General features: G+C 57.5%; 19 protein-coding genes and 1 pseudogene. 12 read left to right on the top strand and 8 right to left on the bottom strand.

Annotated features, from left to right (window positions below; all coding sequences use genetic code 11):
- The first annotated feature begins 266 nt into the window (after positions 1-266).
- Complete coding sequence (locus FJ145_01365; GenBank protein ID MBM4260071.1) at positions 267-1,010, top strand: ABC transporter substrate-binding protein; 744 nt, start codon at positions 267-269, stop codon at positions 1,008-1,010.
- Between the two features lie 6 nt (positions 1,011-1,016).
- Positions 1,017-1,976 carry an ABC transporter substrate-binding protein gene (locus FJ145_01360; GenBank protein MBM4260070.1) on the top strand — a complete coding sequence of 320 codons (960 nt, stop codon included), beginning with the start codon at positions 1,017-1,019 and terminating at the stop codon, positions 1,974-1,976.
- 94 nt (positions 1,977-2,070) lie between these two features.
- Here FJ145_01360 and FJ145_01355 read toward each other — a convergent pair whose 3' ends face one another.
- Positions 2,071-3,105: an LLM class flavin-dependent oxidoreductase gene (locus tag FJ145_01355; protein MBM4260069.1), complete on the bottom strand. Its 1,035-nt coding sequence runs from the start codon at positions 3,103-3,105 to the stop codon at positions 2,071-2,073.
- Positions 3,106-3,707: 602 nt separating this feature from the next.
- On the opposite strand from FJ145_01355, the gene FJ145_01350 reads away from it, so the two are divergent.
- The 6 genes and pseudogenes from FJ145_01350 to FJ145_01325 all read left to right on the top strand — a co-directional run bounded on the left by FJ145_01350 (position 3,708) and on the right by FJ145_01325 (position 8,118).
- A complete protein-coding gene (locus FJ145_01350) occupies positions 3,708-5,033 on the top strand; it encodes a hypothetical protein (protein ID MBM4260068.1) in 1,326 nt (441 codons plus the stop codon).
- A complete protein-coding gene (locus FJ145_01345; protein MBM4260067.1) occupies positions 4,988-5,377 on the top strand; it encodes a pentapeptide repeat-containing protein in 390 nt (129 codons plus the stop codon). The genes FJ145_01350 and FJ145_01345 overlap by 46 nt, the downstream gene beginning before the upstream one ends.
- 400 nt (positions 5,378-5,777) lie before the next feature.
- Positions 5,778-6,014: a hypothetical protein gene (locus FJ145_01340; GenBank protein ID MBM4260066.1), complete on the top strand. Its 237-nt coding sequence runs from the start codon at positions 5,778-5,780 to the stop codon at positions 6,012-6,014.
- 139 nt (positions 6,015-6,153) lie between these two features.
- The gene (locus FJ145_01335; protein MBM4260065.1) at positions 6,154-7,137 is read left to right on the top strand and encodes an ABC transporter substrate-binding protein; all 984 of its coding nucleotides are present in this window, start codon (positions 6,154-6,156) and stop codon (positions 7,135-7,137) included.
- A 32-nt stretch (positions 7,138-7,169) separates the two neighbouring features.
- Positions 7,170-7,706: a hypothetical protein gene (locus FJ145_01330; GenBank protein MBM4260064.1), complete on the top strand. Its 537-nt coding sequence runs from the start codon at positions 7,170-7,172 to the stop codon at positions 7,704-7,706.
- Between the two features lie 4 nt (positions 7,707-7,710).
- Positions 7,711-8,118, top strand: a pseudogene (locus tag FJ145_01325) (DUF488 domain-containing protein).
- A 183-nt stretch (positions 8,119-8,301) separates the two neighbouring features.
- On the opposite strand, the gene FJ145_01320 reads toward FJ145_01325, so the two are convergent.
- On the bottom strand, positions 8,302-9,408 hold the full coding sequence (locus FJ145_01320) for a hypothetical protein (protein MBM4260063.1): 1,107 nt from the start codon (positions 9,406-9,408) through the stop codon (positions 8,302-8,304).
- Positions 9,409-9,528: 120 nt separating this feature from the next.
- Positions 9,529-10,704, bottom strand: a complete 1,176-nt coding sequence (locus FJ145_01315; protein MBM4260062.1) for an extracellular solute-binding protein — start codon at positions 10,702-10,704, stop codon at positions 9,529-9,531.
- 108 nt (positions 10,705-10,812) lie between these two features.
- On the opposite strand from FJ145_01315, the gene FJ145_01310 reads away from it, so the two are divergent.
- From FJ145_01310 to FJ145_01295, 4 genes are all read left to right on the top strand, one after another.
- A complete protein-coding gene (locus tag FJ145_01310) occupies positions 10,813-11,235 on the top strand; it encodes a hypothetical protein (GenBank protein ID MBM4260061.1) in 423 nt (140 codons plus the stop codon).
- Positions 11,236-11,376: 141 nt separating this feature from the next.
- Positions 11,377-12,558 (top strand): multidrug effflux MFS transporter, encoded by a 1,182-nt coding sequence (locus FJ145_01305; protein MBM4260060.1) that lies wholly within the window; start codon positions 11,377-11,379, stop codon positions 12,556-12,558.
- A gap of 42 nt (positions 12,559-12,600) precedes the next feature.
- On the top strand, positions 12,601-12,876 hold the full coding sequence (locus FJ145_01300) for a hypothetical protein (GenBank protein ID MBM4260059.1): 276 nt from the start codon (positions 12,601-12,603) through the stop codon (positions 12,874-12,876).
- A gap of 295 nt (positions 12,877-13,171) precedes the next feature.
- A complete protein-coding gene (locus FJ145_01295) occupies positions 13,172-13,582 on the top strand; it encodes a pilus assembly protein (protein ID MBM4260058.1) in 411 nt (136 codons plus the stop codon).
- 209 nt (positions 13,583-13,791) lie between these two features.
- Here FJ145_01295 and FJ145_01290 read toward each other — a convergent pair whose 3' ends face one another.
- From FJ145_01290 to FJ145_01270, 5 genes are all read right to left on the bottom strand, one after another.
- Positions 13,792-14,985 (bottom strand): cobalamin-independent methionine synthase II family protein, encoded by a 1,194-nt coding sequence (locus FJ145_01290; GenBank protein MBM4260057.1) that lies wholly within the window; start codon positions 14,983-14,985, stop codon positions 13,792-13,794.
- 242 nt (positions 14,986-15,227) lie between these two features.
- Positions 15,228-16,280 (bottom strand): hypothetical protein, encoded by a 1,053-nt coding sequence (locus tag FJ145_01285; protein ID MBM4260056.1) that lies wholly within the window; start codon positions 16,278-16,280, stop codon positions 15,228-15,230.
- A 184-nt stretch (positions 16,281-16,464) separates the two neighbouring features.
- Positions 16,465-17,517 (bottom strand): hypothetical protein, encoded by a 1,053-nt coding sequence (locus FJ145_01280; protein MBM4260055.1) that lies wholly within the window; start codon positions 17,515-17,517, stop codon positions 16,465-16,467.
- Positions 17,518-17,579: 62 nt separating this feature from the next.
- Entirely contained in the window at positions 17,580-17,885 is a 306-nt protein-coding gene (locus FJ145_01275; GenBank protein MBM4260054.1) for a hypothetical protein, read from the bottom strand.
- 101 nt (positions 17,886-17,986) lie between these two features.
- Entirely contained in the window at positions 17,987-18,976 is a 990-nt protein-coding gene (locus FJ145_01270; GenBank protein MBM4260053.1) for an LLM class flavin-dependent oxidoreductase, read from the bottom strand.
- Positions 18,977-19,005 lie beyond the last annotated feature (29 nt).

The raw sequence follows: 19,005 nt of genomic DNA, 5'->3' as shown, positions 1-19,005 counted from the left end.
TTACTTCTCTTTATCCAAGCCGCGGTCGAATTGACTTGACCCGAGGCTTTTAAAAATTATCGGCAGGATTGATGCGCAACAAGAGTAAGTTTCTCTAAGGTTCTGTTTCACCTGAAGTGTTGAACCCCGCAGGCGTGCACAAGTGAGAGCCTTGGCCTCCTGTGGAACCCACCGTTATCTGACGGGCCATCGCGAAATTGTTCGCCGCTTGACGCTCGCGCCGCAATGGCCTTATTTTAGCGGTCATAAAGAGGCGTCTCTTAAGGATGATACGACTGGTTGTCCCGATTCTATGGCTTTATGTGCTTGGCTCGAGAGCGGTATTCGCCGCGCCGCTGTGGTTGTCCTGTTCCGCGGTCGGTCCGACGGTCGCCGGTGTCTGGATGGCGCATGAAACCGGGACCTTCAAAAAATACGGCCTCGACGTTCAGCTAATCTACATCCCGTCAAGCGGCACGAACATTCAAGCTTTGCTCGGCGGCAGTCTCGATATGAGCGCGCCGGGCATCAGCGGCGTCGTGTTGGCGGCGGCGCGCGGCGCGCCGGTGTTGTCGATTGCGGCGATGACCAATCGGCCGTCGATGACGCTTTACGTCCAGCCGGAAATTGCCCGCGCCGAGCAGCTCAAAGGCCAAACGGTTGGCATCTCGCGCTACAATTCCACCGGCCACACGGTGACGACGCTGGTCCTGCGCAAGCTGGGATTGGAAAAAGTCGCGCCGATGCAGCCGCTTGGCGGCACGCCGGAAATGCAGGCTGCCTTCGAAGAAAAACAAGTTGCCGCGATCGTCTCGGCGGTTAAACCGCGGGCGCCGGCCCGCGCGTTGCTCAATGCGGCCGATTTGGACATTCCATTTGCGATGAACGTCTTCGCAGTCACGCGCGATTTTTTACAAAAGAATCCCGACATCTTGAAGGAGGTATCCCATGAAAGCACAACAATGGCGCGAAGCCCTCGGCGAGTGCTTGCGCGGCATGGCCCAGGCGATGGAGCGATTGTAGGAGAGTAGTCTAACGTGGCACATCGATTTTTCGCGATAGCTTTTTTGCTTTGTTTCTCGGCCGCAAATCTCCACGCCGCCGAACCGACCCTGATACACGCGAGCTACGGCGGCATTGCCGGCTACCAGCTGCCGATCTGGGTCAACAAAGAGGCGGAGATCGGCAAAAAATACGGCATCAATATTGAGCCGCTGCTGATCAGCGGCGGCGCGCTGGGCGTGCAGTCGCTGCTCGCCAACAGCACGCAGCTCAGTCAGAACTCGGCATCGGCGGCGATCGGCGCAGCGTTGCGCGGCGCGCCGATCGTGTTGATCGGCACGTTGGAAAATCGCATGTCGCTGCAAGTGATCTCGCGGCCGGAGATCAAAACGCCGCAGCAGTTGATCGGCAAGAAGATCGGCATTCTGCGCTTCGGCGGCTCCAACGACACCGGCATTCAGTGGGCGCTGCGCGGCTGGAAGATCGATCCCAAACAGGTGACGGTCTTACAATCCGGCGCCACCAACGCGCGGCTGACCGCACTGACGCTCGGGCAGATCGACGCGACGATTCTCTCCTATCCGGAAATTCACCTCGCCAAGAAGCGCGGCATGAACGTGCTCGCCGACATCGGCGACTTCAGCGCCTATCCCAACACGTCGCTGATCGTCACGCGCGCCATGCTCGAGAAACAGCGGCCGCTGGTGAAGAATATTCTCAAATCACAGATCGAAGCGATTCACTACGTGCGGAGCAATAAGGCTGGCAGCATCAAGATTTTGCGCAAGTATCTGCGTATCGATGACGTGGAAGCGACTGAGGCAACCTATGACTTTTTCGCCAAACGCTTCGATATGCCGCCGCGCACCAATTTAGAAGGCATCAAGAACATTTTGAAAGAGATGGACTCGGCGCAAAAGAATCCGGCGGAGTTCGTCGATATGAGCTTATTGGATGAGATCGAGAAAGAAGGATTTCTGCAGAAGCTGAAATGAATAAATCACCACGAAGCGCACGAAGATCACGAAGTTCGGATAGAGAATAATTATTTTCTTTTCTTACCTTCGTGCCCTTCGTGGTGGAAAATTCCTATCTCACCGCCGGTAGCACGTGCTTGGCAAAGCGCTCTATCGACTTCAGCACGCGCTCCTGACTCAACCCGCCATAGTGGAACGTCAGGCCGATGTGGTTGGTGCCGACCACGTCGATGATCTTTTTGAGAGCGCGCACGCAGGTTTCCGGGCCGCCGAAAATGCCGCGGCTGTCGCGGGCCATGGCGTCGTAGCTCAGATGCGCGAGCCTGGGTTCGTAAGTGGGTGTGCCGGGAAAAGAGCCGGTGGCTTCCATGGCAAAACTGCGCCAGCGGTGCCAGTGTTCGACCACTTCCACTTTGGCTTTGTCGTCGTTTTCGCCGACGTAAATCGGATACATGGTGAAAATGTCTTTGTCCGCCGTGCTGTGCCCCGCTTCTTTCAACGCATTCAAATAGATCTCCACGCGCGGGCGCTGGTCTTCATTGGTCGCGATCCACGGCAGGGTCATCAAATGATGATTACGCCGGGCGATCATCTTGAAATTCTCCGGCTCACGATTGGCGGTCACATAGATCGGCGGGTGCGGCTGCTGCCGCGGTTTGGGATAGACGTTGAGCTTGGGAAATTTGTAGTGCTCGCCTTGCCATTCGAACTCGTCGGGGCTCCACGCTTTGGCGACGATGTCGAGGGCTTCCGGTAAGCGTTCCTGGGCGTTGTTCCAGTCGTAGCCGAAGGTGACGTATTCGGTCGGATGCATGCCGCGCCCTGCGCCGAACAAGAGCCGCCCGTTCGACAACTGATCGACCATGGCAAATTCTTCGGCGATGCGCAGCGGATTGTGCATCGGCAAAATCGACACCGCCGCACCGAGCTTCATGCGCTTGGTTCGCTGAGTTGCCGCGGCGAGAATCACCGAGGGGCTCGGCATCATGCCGCCGAAGTAACGAAAGTGATGCTCGGTAACCCACAACGAATCGAAGCCGAGACTTTCCGCCGCATCGATCTGTTCGAGCCAATGGGAATAAAGCGCACTGCTGTCGCCGTCCATTTCCGGCACGTAGGTGTTGAGAATGTAGTAACCAAACTTCACGCCATTTCTCCTTGATGAATTGCGTGCTCGCGCTCGAGCCCGCACAGTTCTCTCATATTGGCCGTGGGGCCAAGAAATAGCAAGAATGAAGGAGAAGATCTCGATTGACGTTTTTCTCCTGGATTGTGAAATCGATCTTCGCTTGTGCCTGCTCGCCCAGTCTGTCCTGGGCTCATGACCTTCGAGCGGCGTGCGGCTGGGCCAGGGTTGGGCGATGAGGGCAGCGACCAAGCGTAAACCGTCGAGCGGCAGTCACAATTCACCAAACTGCCAGATGGGACTTTCTCCAAACAGAACCCTTCAGCCCGTTTGCCCTGAGCCATGTCGAAGGGCTCCGAAGATTTGAACGCTAAGTTGATGTGACAGTCTCCACCGCCGTAAATGCAGGTTGCGCGATTGGTCTTTGGTCATTTGCGTAGTTGCGCAATTGCGCAACTACGCAACATCGGCAAGCGCGGATTGAACGTCGATTTGTGGCCGATGTTAGATTCAACTAGAGCTTTTTTATTCGCCCAGACGTCGAGACCGACATCGCCTACGAACGGCATAACTCCATCGAGTACCTCTCCAAATGGCTCGGCGACTCTCGCTCCAATCTTCTCGTGGTTGTTGGCGATTTGGGCACTGGCAAGACGACCCTCGCGAGTTTCTTGGGTTATCAGCTTGCACGCAGTTTTCGCGACGATCCGCTGCGCCATCCGGCGCCGGTGCTGATTCCGCTGCGCGAAGTGCGCAAAGAAGTCGCCCTGAAAAGCATCGTCATCAAACATTTCCGCGACCGCGGCGTTACCGGGCTCAACTTTCAACGCTTCGAGCATCTGCTGCGTCTCGGCAAGATCGTTTTATTTTTCGACACTTTCGATGAAATGGCTGACCGCATCAAGTGGGAAGTCACTCAGGCCAATTTTCAAGAGTTGCGCGGCGCGGCCGAAGGCGCTGCGAAAGTGTTACTGACCTGTCGAACCCATTACTTCAAAGACGGCAACGAACAGAGCAAGCTGATCGGCCAAGGGCCGTCGATCACCGTTGCGGAAACCGCGCTTTACAAAGAACTGCGCCGGCAGTCCGGCGCGGAAGTTGTCTATCTCCAAAAGTTCAACGAAGAGCAGATTCGCGCCTATTTGCGCAAGACGCGCGGTGCGCAGGCAGACCACGACTGGCAAAAGATACAGGAGATTTACAACCTGCGCGATTTGGCGCAGCGGCCGCTGCTGCTCGACATGATCGTGAAAAGTCTGCCCAACCTGCGTGAGGGCGAAACGCTCAACGCTGCCAGTCTTTACAGCGTTTACACCAACGCCTGGGTCGACCGCGATTTTTCCAAAGGCCGGGTTGTGCTCAGCAAAGAGACCAAGCTGGCGCTGATGATGGAGCTGGCCCTGCAGATGTGGCGCGACAAGAAGTTTAGTTTTACGACCAAAGAACTGACCGACTTCGTCAGCCGACTGCAAAGCGGCAAGCAGATCGAGTTCGGTGACGAGGAAGTGCAAGACATCGTCAACGAGGCCCAGGCCGCATCGTTCCTGCGGCGCAGACGCGACGGCGGCGATTTTGAGTTCATTCACCGCTCTTTTGGTGAGTTCTTTCTAGCACGCAAATGGTTTGCCGAGCTGAGCCGCAGTGACCCCGATGTGTTGGTGCTTGGCGCCAAGAAGTTAGATCGCAAGGTGGTTTTCTTTCTGACACTGCTCGACGGCAACGACGTGATTCAAAAACCGCTGCGGTCGGTTCTTACTTCGGGATATCAGCCAAACGTCTCGGAAAATGCGCTGCAGGTACTCTATCGGAGCGCGCGCATTCGCGCCAGGATGGAAGAAGAAATCAAGCCGTTAACAAGCTGCGCGCGGTCTTGGCCGGGCGTATTCCGGCAGCGACCCGGCTCATGGGCGCGCAGCTACAGGAAGTCGTGTTGGAAGGCGCCGAGCTAAATGACGCCGATTTTACCGGTGCCGATCTTAGCAAAGCCAATCTGGCGCAAACTCGCTGCACCGGTTGCTGCTTTCACGCCGCCAACCGCAGCGGTGTTCGCGCAGAAAAAACCCTGTTCGAAAAAGGCGTCTTCATCGGCACCGATCTCACCGGCGCGGTTTTCAGCGACAGCGTGATGACCCACTGCGATTTCACTAACGCAAGATATGACACCACTCAGTTTGCCACGACGGGCATGGCGCGCTCCAAGGGCCTCGCCGCCATTGTCAGGTTCGATCGCAACATGCTTGAACCGGTGGTGCAGCTCGGTTCATCTACTCGAGTCTATTCCGTTGCTTGTTAGCGGGATGGCGACTTATTGGCGATCGGCAGTGCTGACGGCATCATTCGCCTGTACCGAATCAGCGACGGCCGGCTTGAGCGGACGCTAGAGGGTCACTTGGGCGCAGTCCGAAGCACCGGGTTTACTTATAATGATAGAGTCTTGATTGCTCCCGGAAATCAAAAAAGTTGCCGCGGGCAAGAAAACGACCCTTATCACAAGTCTGAGTTCTGAATTCCCCTGCTATCCCCGCGCCGTTGTGATATGAGTTTATCGCGATGGCGCTGTCTCTGAGAAGCTGCAGTCTTTTTCAAGTGCTCTTAAAAACTCGGTTTCGTGTGTTTCGTGGTTTATCTTTTCAGTTTTGAATCGTCGCGTGTGATCTATCACGTTCGTGGAATGGAGGTGCGATGAGGGAAAATTGCCCTTCGGCAAGATCACCAAACCGATGCTGGTCGATGCAATCAAGAACTGGTCGCGCGCCATGCCGGCGGGTGTGCCGGGTATGCCTTCTGCTGAGGGTGCGAGGAATATTTTAGAATATGGTGTGCGCTTGCCGTTGAAATTAGAAACACCGCTGGCGGCGGAGCGGTTTCTTGACTTGAGGTGGATTGCGGAAGTGAAGAAAGAGCTGGAGCAGAAGGGCGCGGCACGATAGGAATCGGATCAGAGCATCTCACGCAGAGAACGCAGAGGGCGCAAAGGTCGGAAAGAGCATTGCACGACGAAGAGCTCAGCGCGCCGGAGCCGCAATCAAAAAGTGATCTTAGACCGAGGCAGCTATTGGGGAGGCCATTATGACGATCAGAGCGCTCGCGCTGTTCCTGGTGCTGGGATTCTTTGCCGCGCACGCCCAGGGTGCCGCAGCGCCGAACTCGTTGCTCATCACCTTCGGCAGCCTGAGCGAGCGCGAGACGGCGATGTTCGTCGCCAAAGACTACGGGCTCTTCGCCAAGCACGGTCTCGACGTGCGCGCTGTGCATGTGCGCAATGGAGCGGTGGCGTTGTCGGCGCTGGCGAGCGGCGAGGCGCAGTTCTATATGGGCGCGGCGACCGGGTCGACGCTTGGCGCAATAAGCAATGGCATGGACGCGGTGTTTGTCACCAGTCTGATTCACACCCTGGAAGGCACATTTGTCGTGCAGCCGCAGATCAAAACCGCGGCGGAAATTAAAGGCAAAAACATCGGCGTGACAAGCTTGGGCGGCGGTGTCTGGATGCGCTCCATGCTCGCGTTCGAGCACTGGGGGCTGGAGCCGCAGCGCGATAAGATCAATTTTCGCGTCGTCGGCGATGAATCGCTTTTGGCGCAGGCAATGCCAGCGAAGGTGATCGACGGCGCCTATTTCAACTATACTTTTGCGTCGGTCCTGGAGCGCCAGGGTTTCACGGTGCTTGCCGATCTGGCCAAGTTGAAGATTCCTTACCAGAACACGGCGCTGCTCGGACTGCGCAAGTACGTCAACACCAATACCGATACGACCGAGCGCTTATTGCGGGCCATGTCGGAGGCGGTGACGTTTGTGCTCGATCAAAAGAACAAAGAGCGCGTGCTGCAGAGCATGGTCAGAGGACTCAAGCTGCCAAGGCTCGATGACGCCCTGGGCGGCTACGAACGCCTGGCGAACATGTACCAGCGAAGAATCTATCCCAATGTCGACGGCGTGCGCTCGACGATCCGCTTTCTCGGACCGACCCATGAAAAAATTCGCGCCCTGAAAGCCGAAGATTTAGTCGACGACAAGTTTGTTAAGAAGCTCGAACAAGAAGGACGATTTTAGTTCGTCCGCTGACGATGCCGCGGCAATAGCGAATGAAACCGGATCTTTCGTTACAAACATTGATAGAAGTATTGCAACGCGACTGGCCGGCGGTGAATCCGGCGCGAATGCAGGACCTCTTGGACCGGCTTCTAATCTCAAACGATGAGCTTAGACCTTACGTGTTTTTCTCCGATAAAAGATACGCGCGCAATCTGGTTCACCGAACCAACGAGTTCGAGATCATGATCATGTGCTGGAAGTCCGGCCAACGATCGTCGATTCACGACCACGCCGGCTCGCTCGGTGGCATTAAGATTCTCCAGGGCGAGATCACGGAGTGTTTGTTCGAAAAAGCTCCGAACGGCATGATCAAAGCGCTCAGCTCGGCGGTGTATTCGACTGGCAACGGCCGAGTCGAGGAGACTTCGTTGATTCACCAAATTTCCAATCTTCAGGCCGAAGATCACAGCGCCATCTCGGTGCACATCTATGTACCGCCGCTGGTGCGCATGAACGTTTATTCGCTGGAAGATCCGGAAGTGCGAAAAGTCTTGCCAGAATACTTTAGTCTGGGGTCGGGAATCTAGCTCGGTGGCAAACTTCGCAATCAAACGCATCTACGAACCGGCGGCGCCGCGCGATGGTTATCGGGTGCTGGTCGACCGCCTCTGGCCGCGCGGTATCTCGAAAGCGAAAGCCCGCATCGATCTGTGGCTGCGCGAGATCGCGCCGTCGACCGAGTTGCGAAAGTGGTTCGATCACGACCCGGCGAAGTGGCAGGAGTTTTGTGCGCGCTACCGCGCTGAGCTGCGCGATAGAACGGAGATCATCGATTCGTTGAAGCAGCAAGCCCGCTAGGTAACGGTCACGCTGCTCTATTCGGCGCATGATGAGCAGCATAATCAGGCCGTGGCGCTGCGGGAAATGCTCCAAGAGAGCGGGAGTAAGCAATCTCCACGTTCCAAGAAAAAACAGACCCTCGCGAATTCGAGTGGGTGAGGGAGTACTCGGATGCGACAGCTGAATCTCTCTTGGATGCCTTTTTGGCCGGTTCCTCCCTTTAGCGAAGGGAGGTTAGGATTTTTTGTGGGCTCAAAAGAACCCCTCCGCACAAGCTCCGAAAATCTCCCCTATCCCCTCTTTTTCAAAGAGGGGAACTCGGCGTCAAAAGCCAAAAAGACCTCATAACCCATACAACGCCCGGGCGTTGTCGCTCAAAATTTTCCGCTTCACGTTCGCATCGACGTCGTCCCGTTCGCGAAAGATCTTGATCGCATTGATGTCGCTCGACGGGTCGGTGTGGCCGTAGTCCGTGCCGATGACCAGGCAATCCGCGCCGGCGTCGCGGGCGACGTAGGTAACATCGTCGCTGTTCTCGCAGGTGACGAACATGTTGTATTGGCGCGGGACGTTGTTCGTCCACTCGCGCCCGAGATTTCTGAAGCGGCTCTTGGCTTCGCGCAGGATCCACGGCAGCCACTGGGCGCTGGCTTCGATGAAGCCCCAGCGCAGTTTTGGAAAGACGTCGTGAATTTCGCTCAGCAGCACGTCATTAAAAGCGGCCACTGTCGGCACGCGGAAACGATGAAACGTGCCGGCGAGGCGAAACGGATGATCGTAAAGGCTGCACAGCCAGGGGTTGCCGTTGGCGATGTGCACGACGATGGGCATGTCGAGGCGGCTGGCTTCCTCGTAGATGGGATAAAAGTAAGAATCGCACAGCAGCCGCTGACCTTCGACCGGCCGCATCAGCGCGGCACAGCCGCCGTTTTGTTTGGCGAAGCGGATTTGCTCGATGGCATCGGTGATACTCAGCGTTGGCACCATGCAGGCCCAGCGCAGCCGATTCTCTGACTGGCGCCAGATATCGGCGAGCCAGCGGTTCCAGCAGCGGTAGAGCGCCAGTTCGACTTCCGGACGCTGGCTGATCTGCTCGATGAAGATGGTATTGTAGAGCACCTGGACGGCGACACCGTTGCGGTCCATGTAGTCGAGGCGCAGCGCGACATTGGCCATTTCGCGCGCGTCGCGATCGACGGCGTAGCGCCGGCCGGTGGTTCGCGCCAACTCCTCCAACGCTTCGCGGGAAAATGCCGGCTGGCGAAAGCCGCAGACTTTACCGTCGATCAGCCAAAACTCGCGCTTGATGCCGGCGTCTTCGCGCGTCTCCAAGCAGAGTGGGCGGAACTTCTGCTCCGACGGTTCGAGATAATCCCACGTGTGTTCGGACTCGACGACATGGGCGTCGGCGTCGATGATGGGGTAGTCGAGCTGTTTATCTGTGTTCACAGAACCATACTCCTCACACCAGTTCCTCGGAGTCCTTCGACGGGCTCAGGACGAACGGAGGACGGATTGGTGATGTTCGAAACAAACCGTCAATACAGCGCCGATCCAAGTTCTGCCATCTCACTGCGCTCGCCCCTTGGCACCGAGCACGTCGTCGATAATTTTCACCGCCGGTTTTAAGTCGATATATTCCGGGTTATCGACGAAAAAGTATTTGCGCCCGGCGACGCGGCGCAGCATTGTCGGCACTTTGTCCTTGGCGATGTCGATGCGCAATGAATCGCGGTCGCCATGGGCCTCTTGGTACACCATCTGGCCGCGCTTTGAAAGATACCAGTTAATGAATACTTTGGCAGCGTTGGGGTGCGGCGCGCGGTTGATCAGCGCGATGGCGCTGGAACTACCTCTCAGGCGCGGCATCTCTTTCAGGCTGGCCGGTGGAATGTAGTCTACCGGTAATCCCTGCGCTTTCGCGTCGGTCGCGAAACCGTCACGGCAAAACACGCAGAGTGCATATTTGCCCAGGCCGAGCCAGTCCATCGCCTGTTTGTGCTCGCGGCTGAGCGTCAGGTCCATCTCACCGAAGAGGCGGCGGACGAATTCTGGACCGAGTTCCGGATGATAATAAAGAAAGCGCAGCTCGCTGCCGCCAAAGCCTGGGTCGCGGGCGTCGAGGCTGACGATCTTGCCTTTCCACTTGGGCTGCAAGACGTCCCAGTTGGACTTGAACTCGCCCGACTTGACGAGCTGGGTGTTGTAGGTGATGGCAAAACCGGCGACGCTGCCTTCGTTGATAAAAACAAAGTTGCGCTCGGGGTCGACGTAGAGGTGCTTGCCTTCCCACCAGAGCGAGGTGTCGAGCACTTCCGGCAAGACGAGCACTCCTGACAATGGATCGAACAGTTTGTTGCGGTAAAAGCTATAGAGTGAATTTGGGCCGCCGAGATAGACGTCGGCGAGATATTTGCCGGCGCGCCGTTCGGCCATCAGCCGCGGCGAGATACGGTTGCTGTTGCCGTGAATGACAGTTGGCTTGATCTCAGGGAAGTCCTTCTGAAACTCCGAGAAGATGCCAGGATCGTACGGTCCGATCGCCGCGTAGATTTGAATTTCGCCTTCCTGCTTGGCCGCGCGCACGGTTTTCTCCCAATCGAGCTGCCAAGCCGCTTTCTCGGCTGCGCCGCCGTGCGGAGCAAAAAATAACAAGGCTTGAATGGCAAACAGGATAGCGATTGCGCGTGACGATCGTTTCACGGACCCTCCCATTCGGCGTCGCTCACGACGGCAACAGATCATGAAAGTTTAGGTCGATTCAAGAGACACAGCGCGGTATTTGACTCCCATCGAACAATCGAGCTATGCAAAAGCCGGATTCTCGTGCCGACGATCCTTGAGGAGAAATCGATGACGACCCAACACAAAGCTAGCGTCTTAGCTGCGATCTCGGTCTGCCTGTTAGGTTTAGCGTCCAGCGTCGCGCTGGCGCAAGCGCAATTTTATCGCGGCAAGACCATCACCATTATCAGCGGCCAGCAACCGGGCGGCTCGGGCGAAGCGCGGCTGCGCGCGATGCTGCCTTATTTGCGCAAACATATTCCTGGGCAGCCCAACGTCATGGTCGAATACATGGCGGGCGGCGGCGGGCGCAAGGCGGCCAACTATATCTACAGAACCGCGCGCGCGGCTGGTTTGACGATGGGTTTTCCGCCGGGCGGTTTCATCATGGCAGCGGTGCTGAACGAGACTGGCGTAGACTACGATCTCGCCGACGCCAATCTTGCCGAACGAATTCGACGGGGTTATCAAGAAGCTGCCGCGCAACTCTGAAGACGTCGAGCTACTTAAGAAAATTGCCGGCGCTGGACCGCTGCCCGGGCATTAGATGAAGCAGCGCGCGCTATCCTCTGATCGTGACAAAGAACCCTGCGCCATAGCAGTTGCGCTTTTCCGTTCGCTAGCTGATAAACCATGGCAATGTCCTTCCGGCCGCGCTGGTATTTTTTTGTCGCGCTCGTCTCCGTTACGTTCATCGGGCCGCTTTCGCTCCATCTCTTCATTCCGGCCATGCCGGCGGTGAAAGAGGCCTTCGGCGTCTCGACAGGAACGGCGCAGCTCACCATGTCGCTCGCCATGTTCACCATGGCGTTCTTCACGGTCGCCTATGGCGGGTTGTCCGACCGCTACGGACGCAAGCGCGTGCTCCTCGGCGGGCTCGTGTTATTTACCTGTGGCGCTGCCAGCTGCATGGCCGCCGCCAACATGACGATGCTGCTAGCGGGGCGCGTGCTGCAGGGAGCGGGCGCCGGTTGCGGCGTCGTGCTGGCGCGCGCCATCGCCCGCGACGTCTACGGTCAAGATCGCGTCGCCCAAGTGATCGCCTATCTCACGGCCGCCTACGTGCTCGGGCCAATGCTGGCGCCGCCGATCGGCGGGCAGCTAACGGCGCTTTTTGGTTGGCGCGCGTTGTTCGTGTTTGCGTCGATTATCGGGCTTGTGGTGATCTTTGCGGTGATTTTCGCGGTGCCGGAAACCCGCGCCAGCAATGCTGCGGCGCCGCGCGGCGTGTTCGCCGGCTACATGTCGCTCCTGCGCCGCCGGCGCTTTGTCGGCTTCATACTGCAACCGGGACTGCAGTCGGCGGCCTTTTACACCCAGGCGACCGCGGCTTCATTTCTTGCCGCCGAACATCTTGGCGCCAGTGCCGCCAAGATCGGCCTGTGGGTTTTTGCCTTCCCGCTCGGCTTCATGACGGGAAGTTTCATCTCGGGCCGCATCGGTGCTCGCCGTTCGATCGAATTCATGACCCTGCTGGGCGGCGTGCTCGGATTCGTTAATGGCGCTGTGCTTATCGCCTGGTTCTACTTCGGCGGCATCTCAATGGCCGCGCTCTATGTCCCAGGCATTTTCGTCAGCCTCGCCCAGGGACTCTCTATGCCCTACGCTCAAGCCGGCGCCATGGCCGTCGACAGCGAGCTGACCGGCTCCGCCTCGGGCGCGGTGGTTTTCTCGCAATTCTTTTGGCCCGCCGCGCTGCAACAACTCACCGGACTTCTCGCCGACGGCACCTGGGTGCCAATGGCAGCGGTGCATTTCGCCGCCGTGAGCGGCGCGCTGCTCGCCGCATTGGTGGCTGTGCGCGCGAAGCGGTAAGTGTCGATTGTGTCGTCATTGTCATTTATAGATGAGCCAAAGGTGAAGAAACCGACTGCCAGTAACTCCCTCGACAAGAAATTGCATGATGCCGGGCACACTTTTTTCATTCTTCACGTCGAGCGCTGCCTTTCTGGCGCAGCATTCAAAATGGTGGATGCAAAATCAGAATTTCCCAGGGCCTTACGAAAGCGGCGTCGAAATCAACCCGCGCGATCATTTCGACGGTTTTTTCTTTCTCAAGCAGTCATACCTGGACAAAGCCTTGCCCCAACGGCCGATGTGGGAACCTTAGAAGAAAATGACGCTGCTGACTGAACGGACCGGGACCGCGAGCGGCTGACGGCGCTGGGTTTTATTCGCGCAGTTGAAGCAGCGCTCAAAGTTGTGTACACTTTTGTCAAATGCGTCAGACAATCACGATTCGTCTTTCTAAGGATCTCGCGGCTTGGTTAGAGGACACTGCCGCCAAAAGCGGTGTCTCGCAAGGAAAGCTCGTAAGGGATCAATTAGAAAAAGCCAGAGCCGGCAACGGCGCGCAGACTTTCATGCGCTTAGCCGGAACCGTTCGTGGGCCGAAGAATCTCTCCAAGCGCAAGGGCTTTTCCCGCTCGTGAAAGGCATTGCCGATACCGGCTTTCTTGTCGGTTTTGCTAATCGGAATGACCGTTATCACAAATGGGCGCTGAACCTGGCAAGCCGCGTCACTGAACCGCTGCTAACTTGCGAAGCCGTTCTCGCGGAAACGGCCTTTCATTTGCGCAGCGTCCCACTGGTTCTAGCGATGATGCGTGACGGTTTGATCGCCCTTGCTTTCGACTGCCAAGACCATTTGCCACAACTCGCAGCCCTCGCAAGTCGTTACGGTGATCGCCAGCCCGATCTCGCTGATCTATGTATAATCCGCATGAGCGAGCTTTACCCACACCATAGTGTCATCACTGTTGACGGTGAAGATTTCCGGATTTATCGGCGGAATAAGCGTGAAGCAATTCCGCTCATCTGCCCTCCTGTTGCGCGGTGAAACTTTTCAATTTAGGGGAGAGCACTCGGAGTTGGGCCGGCATGATCTAGACAAGGACAAGGACTTGTCCAAAGAAGTGAGCAACGCGGCCCTTGCGTTGGCGAACATGGTGAAATTGATCCGCACCGGAAAATATCACGCCGCGGATGAGAAGCTACACGACCCGCGGGAGAAATAAGATTGACGCGCTAAGGTTAAAGAGTAAAACCCTAACCCCACAACTTCTTACTCGCGATCGCCGCGCCGTCACGCAAGGCGCGCAGCTTGGCCCAGGCGATTTGTGGGTGCACGCGCCCGCCGAGGCCGCAGTCGGTACCGGCGATGACGGTTTCTTTGCCGACGACGTCGGCGAAGGCGATGATGCGGTCGGAGACCAGTTCCGGATGTTCGACCAAATCGGTGGAGTGGCTGACGACGCCGGGGATGAGGATTTTGCCGGCGGGTAACTTCACATCGCGCCAGACTTTGTATTCATGTTCGTGGCGGACGTTGCCGGCTTCGGTCAAGTACGCCTGGGCGTTGACCTTGAGCATGATGTCGACGATGTCGCGCAGCGGAAAATCGGTGGTATGCGGGCCGTGCCAACTGCCCCAACAGATGTGAAAGCGCACGCGGTCCGTCGGGATTCCCTGCAGCGCGTGATTCAAAATCTCGACGCGCAGCGCGGCGTAGCGGCGGTATTCTGCCACGCTCGGCTGCGGATCGAGCATGTCCCAGGCGCCGGGTAAACCAGGGTCGTCGAGTTGCAGAATAAATCCCGCATCGACGATCGCGCGGTATTCTTCGCGCATCGCATTGGCGATTGCCTCTAAGAATTTCTCCACGGTGGGGTAATACGTATTCTGGTCGCGGCAGAACATCTCCAGGCTGCCGGGGGCAATGGCGCTAACAAAGGCTTCGTCGATGCCTGCGGCGGCGGTGGCGGCTTTTAAGTTTGCGAGTTGCTCGGCGAGAAATTTCTGCGCGGTATAGGTAATCGGCCCCGTGCAGGTTGGGCGCAGGGCCGGTGTGCTCGGCGCGCCGAGCCCGGTGTCAGCGTAGAACTCGGCGAACTCGCGCTGCTCCCAGCGCACGCCGACGATGCGCATCGGCGCGCCCGGTTTAGCCATATCAGGTGCGATGGTTTGTGCCGATGTCGCGGTGAAGCCGGAGAGGCGGTCGAAAATGTAGTTGCCCCAGGCGCCGCGGTCGACCGCCGAGCGCATGGGCTTGCCGAACTCCCCGTCGTTGGGAATATCGACGCCGGTATTTTTCTGCCCCTGCACGACTTCGCCAATGGCCGAGCGCAGCCGCGCCTGCAGTGCCGCTTCGCTCGTCGGCTTCGCCCACATTTCGCGCAAGTCAGTTGGACGCGGCAAGCTGCCGACGTGGGTGGTGAGAATTCGCTCCGTGCTCCGTTTCATAGTTTGATCCTCGCTAGTGCACTGTCTCACGCTGATTGTACGTTATGCCAAATTTGTGGCTGGAGCCCGAAGAGGGATTTTCACCACGAAGGGCACGAAGGGCACGAAGTTCGGAGAAGATTTCTAATTGTTTTTCTTACCTTCGTGATCTTCGTGGTCTTCGTGGTGAAAACCTGCTCTCCGAGTTTTGCGTTTTTTCCGGCGATTCTATTCTCTGGTCGCGGTTACGCCGCACTGGCATCTCATTTCGGTGCTTCGTGCGCGAGCCGCTTGTACATGCTCATCATCTCAGGGCGCCAGTCGGTGTAGCTCTTCACATCTTCGATAACTTCCTTGCCGCTAAACATGCGCTCGAAGGGTTGGCCTTCGAGGACGATGTCTTCCCAATCGGTGCGGAACGCCGGGTCTTTGGCAATTTTTAGCAGCGCGTCTTCGAAGATTTTTCGAATGTTTTCTGGCGTGCCGGGTGGGAAGGCCATGGCGGCACCGAGGCGGCTGGTTGAGTTGATCTTGCGAATGATGTTGCGCTGCACGTCGTTCTTGGCAAACTGCATGATCGATGGGATGGTGGCCACCAACGGATGTTTGATGGGCGGCAAGTCCTCGGGCACGGTCATGGCGAGAAGTGGGACTATTTCCCGCTTGTCGAACCACTCAGGACGCTCGGTCAACATCGACGCGGCGTCGTTGACGCGCCCTTGGATCTCACCTTGCTCCATGGCGACATGGAGCTGCAGGGTGTCGTAGCCCAACACCCAGCGCACCTTGAGGCCGAGGACTTCGACTATCAGCCGTCCGTATAAGTAGCTGCGATTGCCAACGCCTTGCGCACCGAGGATGACTTCGCGGCTTTTGAGGTCGTCGAGGGTCTTGATGCCAGCGCGGCCGTGCATGACCAAGATGTTTCTCTGCTTGCCGGTGCTGGGCGCGCCGATGTAGGCAAAGCTGCGCGGATCGTAGGTGGCGCCGGGCGCACCGAAGTAGGGCGCTTCCATATAGGACGAGATCACCATCGACAGAAAGCTGCCGTCGGTGGGAGCTTTGCTAAGCGCGAGCATCGCCGGAATGCCTTGGCCGCCGGTTTTGTTTTGAATCAAAAACGTCGGCTGGCCCGGCACATACTTGGTGAAATACTTGGCCATGGCGCGGCCAATGCGGTCCTGCCGGCCGCCCGCCTGGGCACCAACCTGGAAGGTCACGTTCTTTCCTTGGAAATAGGGCGTTTCGGCGCCATGCGCAGGGAAAACTGCCCCGGCCGTTAGAATCGCGAAGATCAAAAGCACGGTCTGCGCCATCGCTATCCTCCCGCGGGATGTCACCACGAAGGACACGAAGTACACGAAGGTAAGAGAAGAAAGTAGTAAATTCTTTTCCGAACTTCGTGCCCCTTCGTGATCTTCGTGGTGAAAAACAAACAAGCCATTTCAACGATAAGCACGCTCATTAATCTGACACTATGCGAGCAAACGCCTCTACGTCTCATCGCGACGGCAATGGTTTTTCGCCGTTGATGAGCTTGAACAGCCCAATGGTTTCGGGGTCCCGGGGAATCGACCGGATGGTTTCTTGCTGCGCCTCGGGCGTCATCGGACTCAAGTCATCGCGGGTAATCTTGCGATATTTTTTCTGGAACTCAGCGTCTTGAAAGGTCTTGGTCATTCCTTCACGGAGAATCTGCACCTGTTCTTTGGGCGTGCCCGGCGGAATCAAAAACGGCGTTCCGGCCTGCCGTGTGGAGCGGATCAACGTTAGCAACCGGCGCTCCCTTTCAGATTTTGCGAAGTTGTCTATTTGTGGCAGATGGTCGAAGGCTGGGTCCTTGTCTTCGCGCGGAATTTTGAAGATCGCGAGAATGTTGAACGGCGCCGTGTTGAAGGCATCGGGATAGCGCCGCAACACTTCTGCTGTATTGTTACTGCGCGCGTCGAGCTCGCCGCGCTCAATGGCGGCGTCGATCTCGACTGAGGCATAGCCGAGGACAAACTTTACGTCCTTGAGCCCCAAAAGCCAGGCGAAGGTGCGGCCAAACGTATACGTCGTGTGGCCGATGGAAGTGGCGCCGACGCGCAGGCCCGAGTGGCCCTGGAGTTTTTCCAAGCTCGTGAGTCCCAACTCTTTGCGCACCAAGAGCGCATAGTGAAAGGCGCTGTCGGTGGCGCCCAGCCAGATGAACTTGTCGATGTCGTATTGGACACCGCTTTCGCCCAACACGGCGCTGGTGACAATGCCGCTGCTCACATGGCCGATGGTCAGGCCGTCCGGCCGCGCCGAGCTGTAAAGATAATTGGCCGCTTTGCGCCCCCCGCCGCCGTCCATGTACTCGCTGATGACGGTGGGGTGTCCGGGAATGTATTTCTTTAAATAGGGTGCGACCAGTTTGGCCCGCACATCCCCCGAGCCACCGGGGTTGCGGCCCTGAATCAACCGAATCGTCTTACCCTGATAGTAGGGTGTTTGGGCGTCGGCAGTGCTGTTGATGACCTGAGCGGCGCAAGAAAGAAAGCAGATCGCCGCGAGTACGGTTATTCTCATGTTCGCCTCCTGGGTTGGCCCGGCTGGCTGCGAATGGGTCGGCCTTATCCGTCAATCCTTGACTACCTGAGCTGAAAAATTTCTTTCCACATCTTTTCGTACTTAGGAAACTCTTTGACGTCCTCTTGGCCAAGCATGTAGGCGTTGGCCGGGCGGACCTTTTCCGACGGCTCTACTTTAGGATGCACCGGGGTTTCTCCAGCCTGGGCGAAGACACGCTGACCTTCTTCGCTGGCGACCCAGCGCGCCCATAGTAGCGCGGTGTTCGGATGCGGCGCGCCTTTGACGATGACGACGCTGCCGCCGACTTCACCGACGCCTTCGGTTAATAGCGGCGGTTTAGTCGTTCTTGATACAAGGTAATTCAACTCCCTTTCTAAATTATCTGCGGTCAGGGCGAAGCATCTTTGCGCCCTTTGCGCCCCTGCGACTAGGCTCAGGGCATGCTTTGCGCGTGAAATTCCGGATTCTATCCCGCAAGCGCCGGCAACAGCTCTTCGAGATAAATGCGAAACTGCTTTTCCAAATCATCTCCGATGGGCCGAATGGCGACGTGGTCGACGCCCAGGTCTAAAAATTCTTTGATGCATTTTACGCAGTGCTCCACCGGACCGCAGGCGGTCCAGATCTCGATGCCGGGACGGGTGAAATCTTTTTGATAGTAGGCGTCCAAGAAAACTTTGGCTTGACGAAACGCCTCGTCGCGATCGCGGTTCACACTCGTGCCGTAGTAGAGCACGGTTTTAAATTTACTCGGATCGCGGCCTTCTTCGACGAGCAACGCCTTTAAGCGCGCCAAGTGTGACTTGAGGAGCTCCGGCTCAATCTGGTTGGTCATCCAACCGTCGGCATAGCGGGCGATGCGCCGCAGCGCCTTTTCTACGCCGGCGTCGCCGATCGCGGTCGGGCGCGGCGTGCCGGCGATGTAGATAGGGCAGGGCTGCTGCACCGGTTTCGGCAACAGATCGACGTCGTCGAAGTTATAATATTTGCCATGAAACGTCGCGTGCTGGCTCGACCAGAGCAGGCGCAGCGCTTGGAGCATTTCCTCCATGCGCCGCGGCCGCTCTTTGCTGGCGACGCCCATGACGTCTAATTCTTTGGCCGCCATGGGATGTTGGCTCGCCGGATAGCCCATGCAGGCGGCGAGCCACGTGCGCCCGCCGGACAATACGTCCAAGCTTGCCCACTGTAAGCCGAACAAGACCGGATTGCGCTGCGCGATGGTCGCCATGCAGGCGACGCCGAGTCTAACTTTTTCGGTATGGGATGCGATGGCGCCTAAAAGCGGCACGCATTCCAAGCGCGGCTTGCTGATGATGCTGTCGCCCACCCAGACCGCGTCGACCAAACCGGAACACTCGGCGCGCACCGCCTGGTCGATCAGTTCCTTCACCGGCGTATTCTTGGTGACGATGGCACGGTTAGACAAGGTCAAGCCGAACGTTGCGTGTCCCATGGCCGCGAAGATAGACCGAAGCGGAAGCT

The sequence above is a fragment of the Deltaproteobacteria bacterium genome (assembly GCA_016874755.1).
Classification (GTDB): domain Bacteria; phylum Desulfobacterota; class Binatia; order UBA9968; family UBA9968; genus DP-20.
The sequence above is the reverse complement of the archived record's forward strand: the minus strand, read 5'-3'. Positions and strand labels throughout refer to the sequence as shown.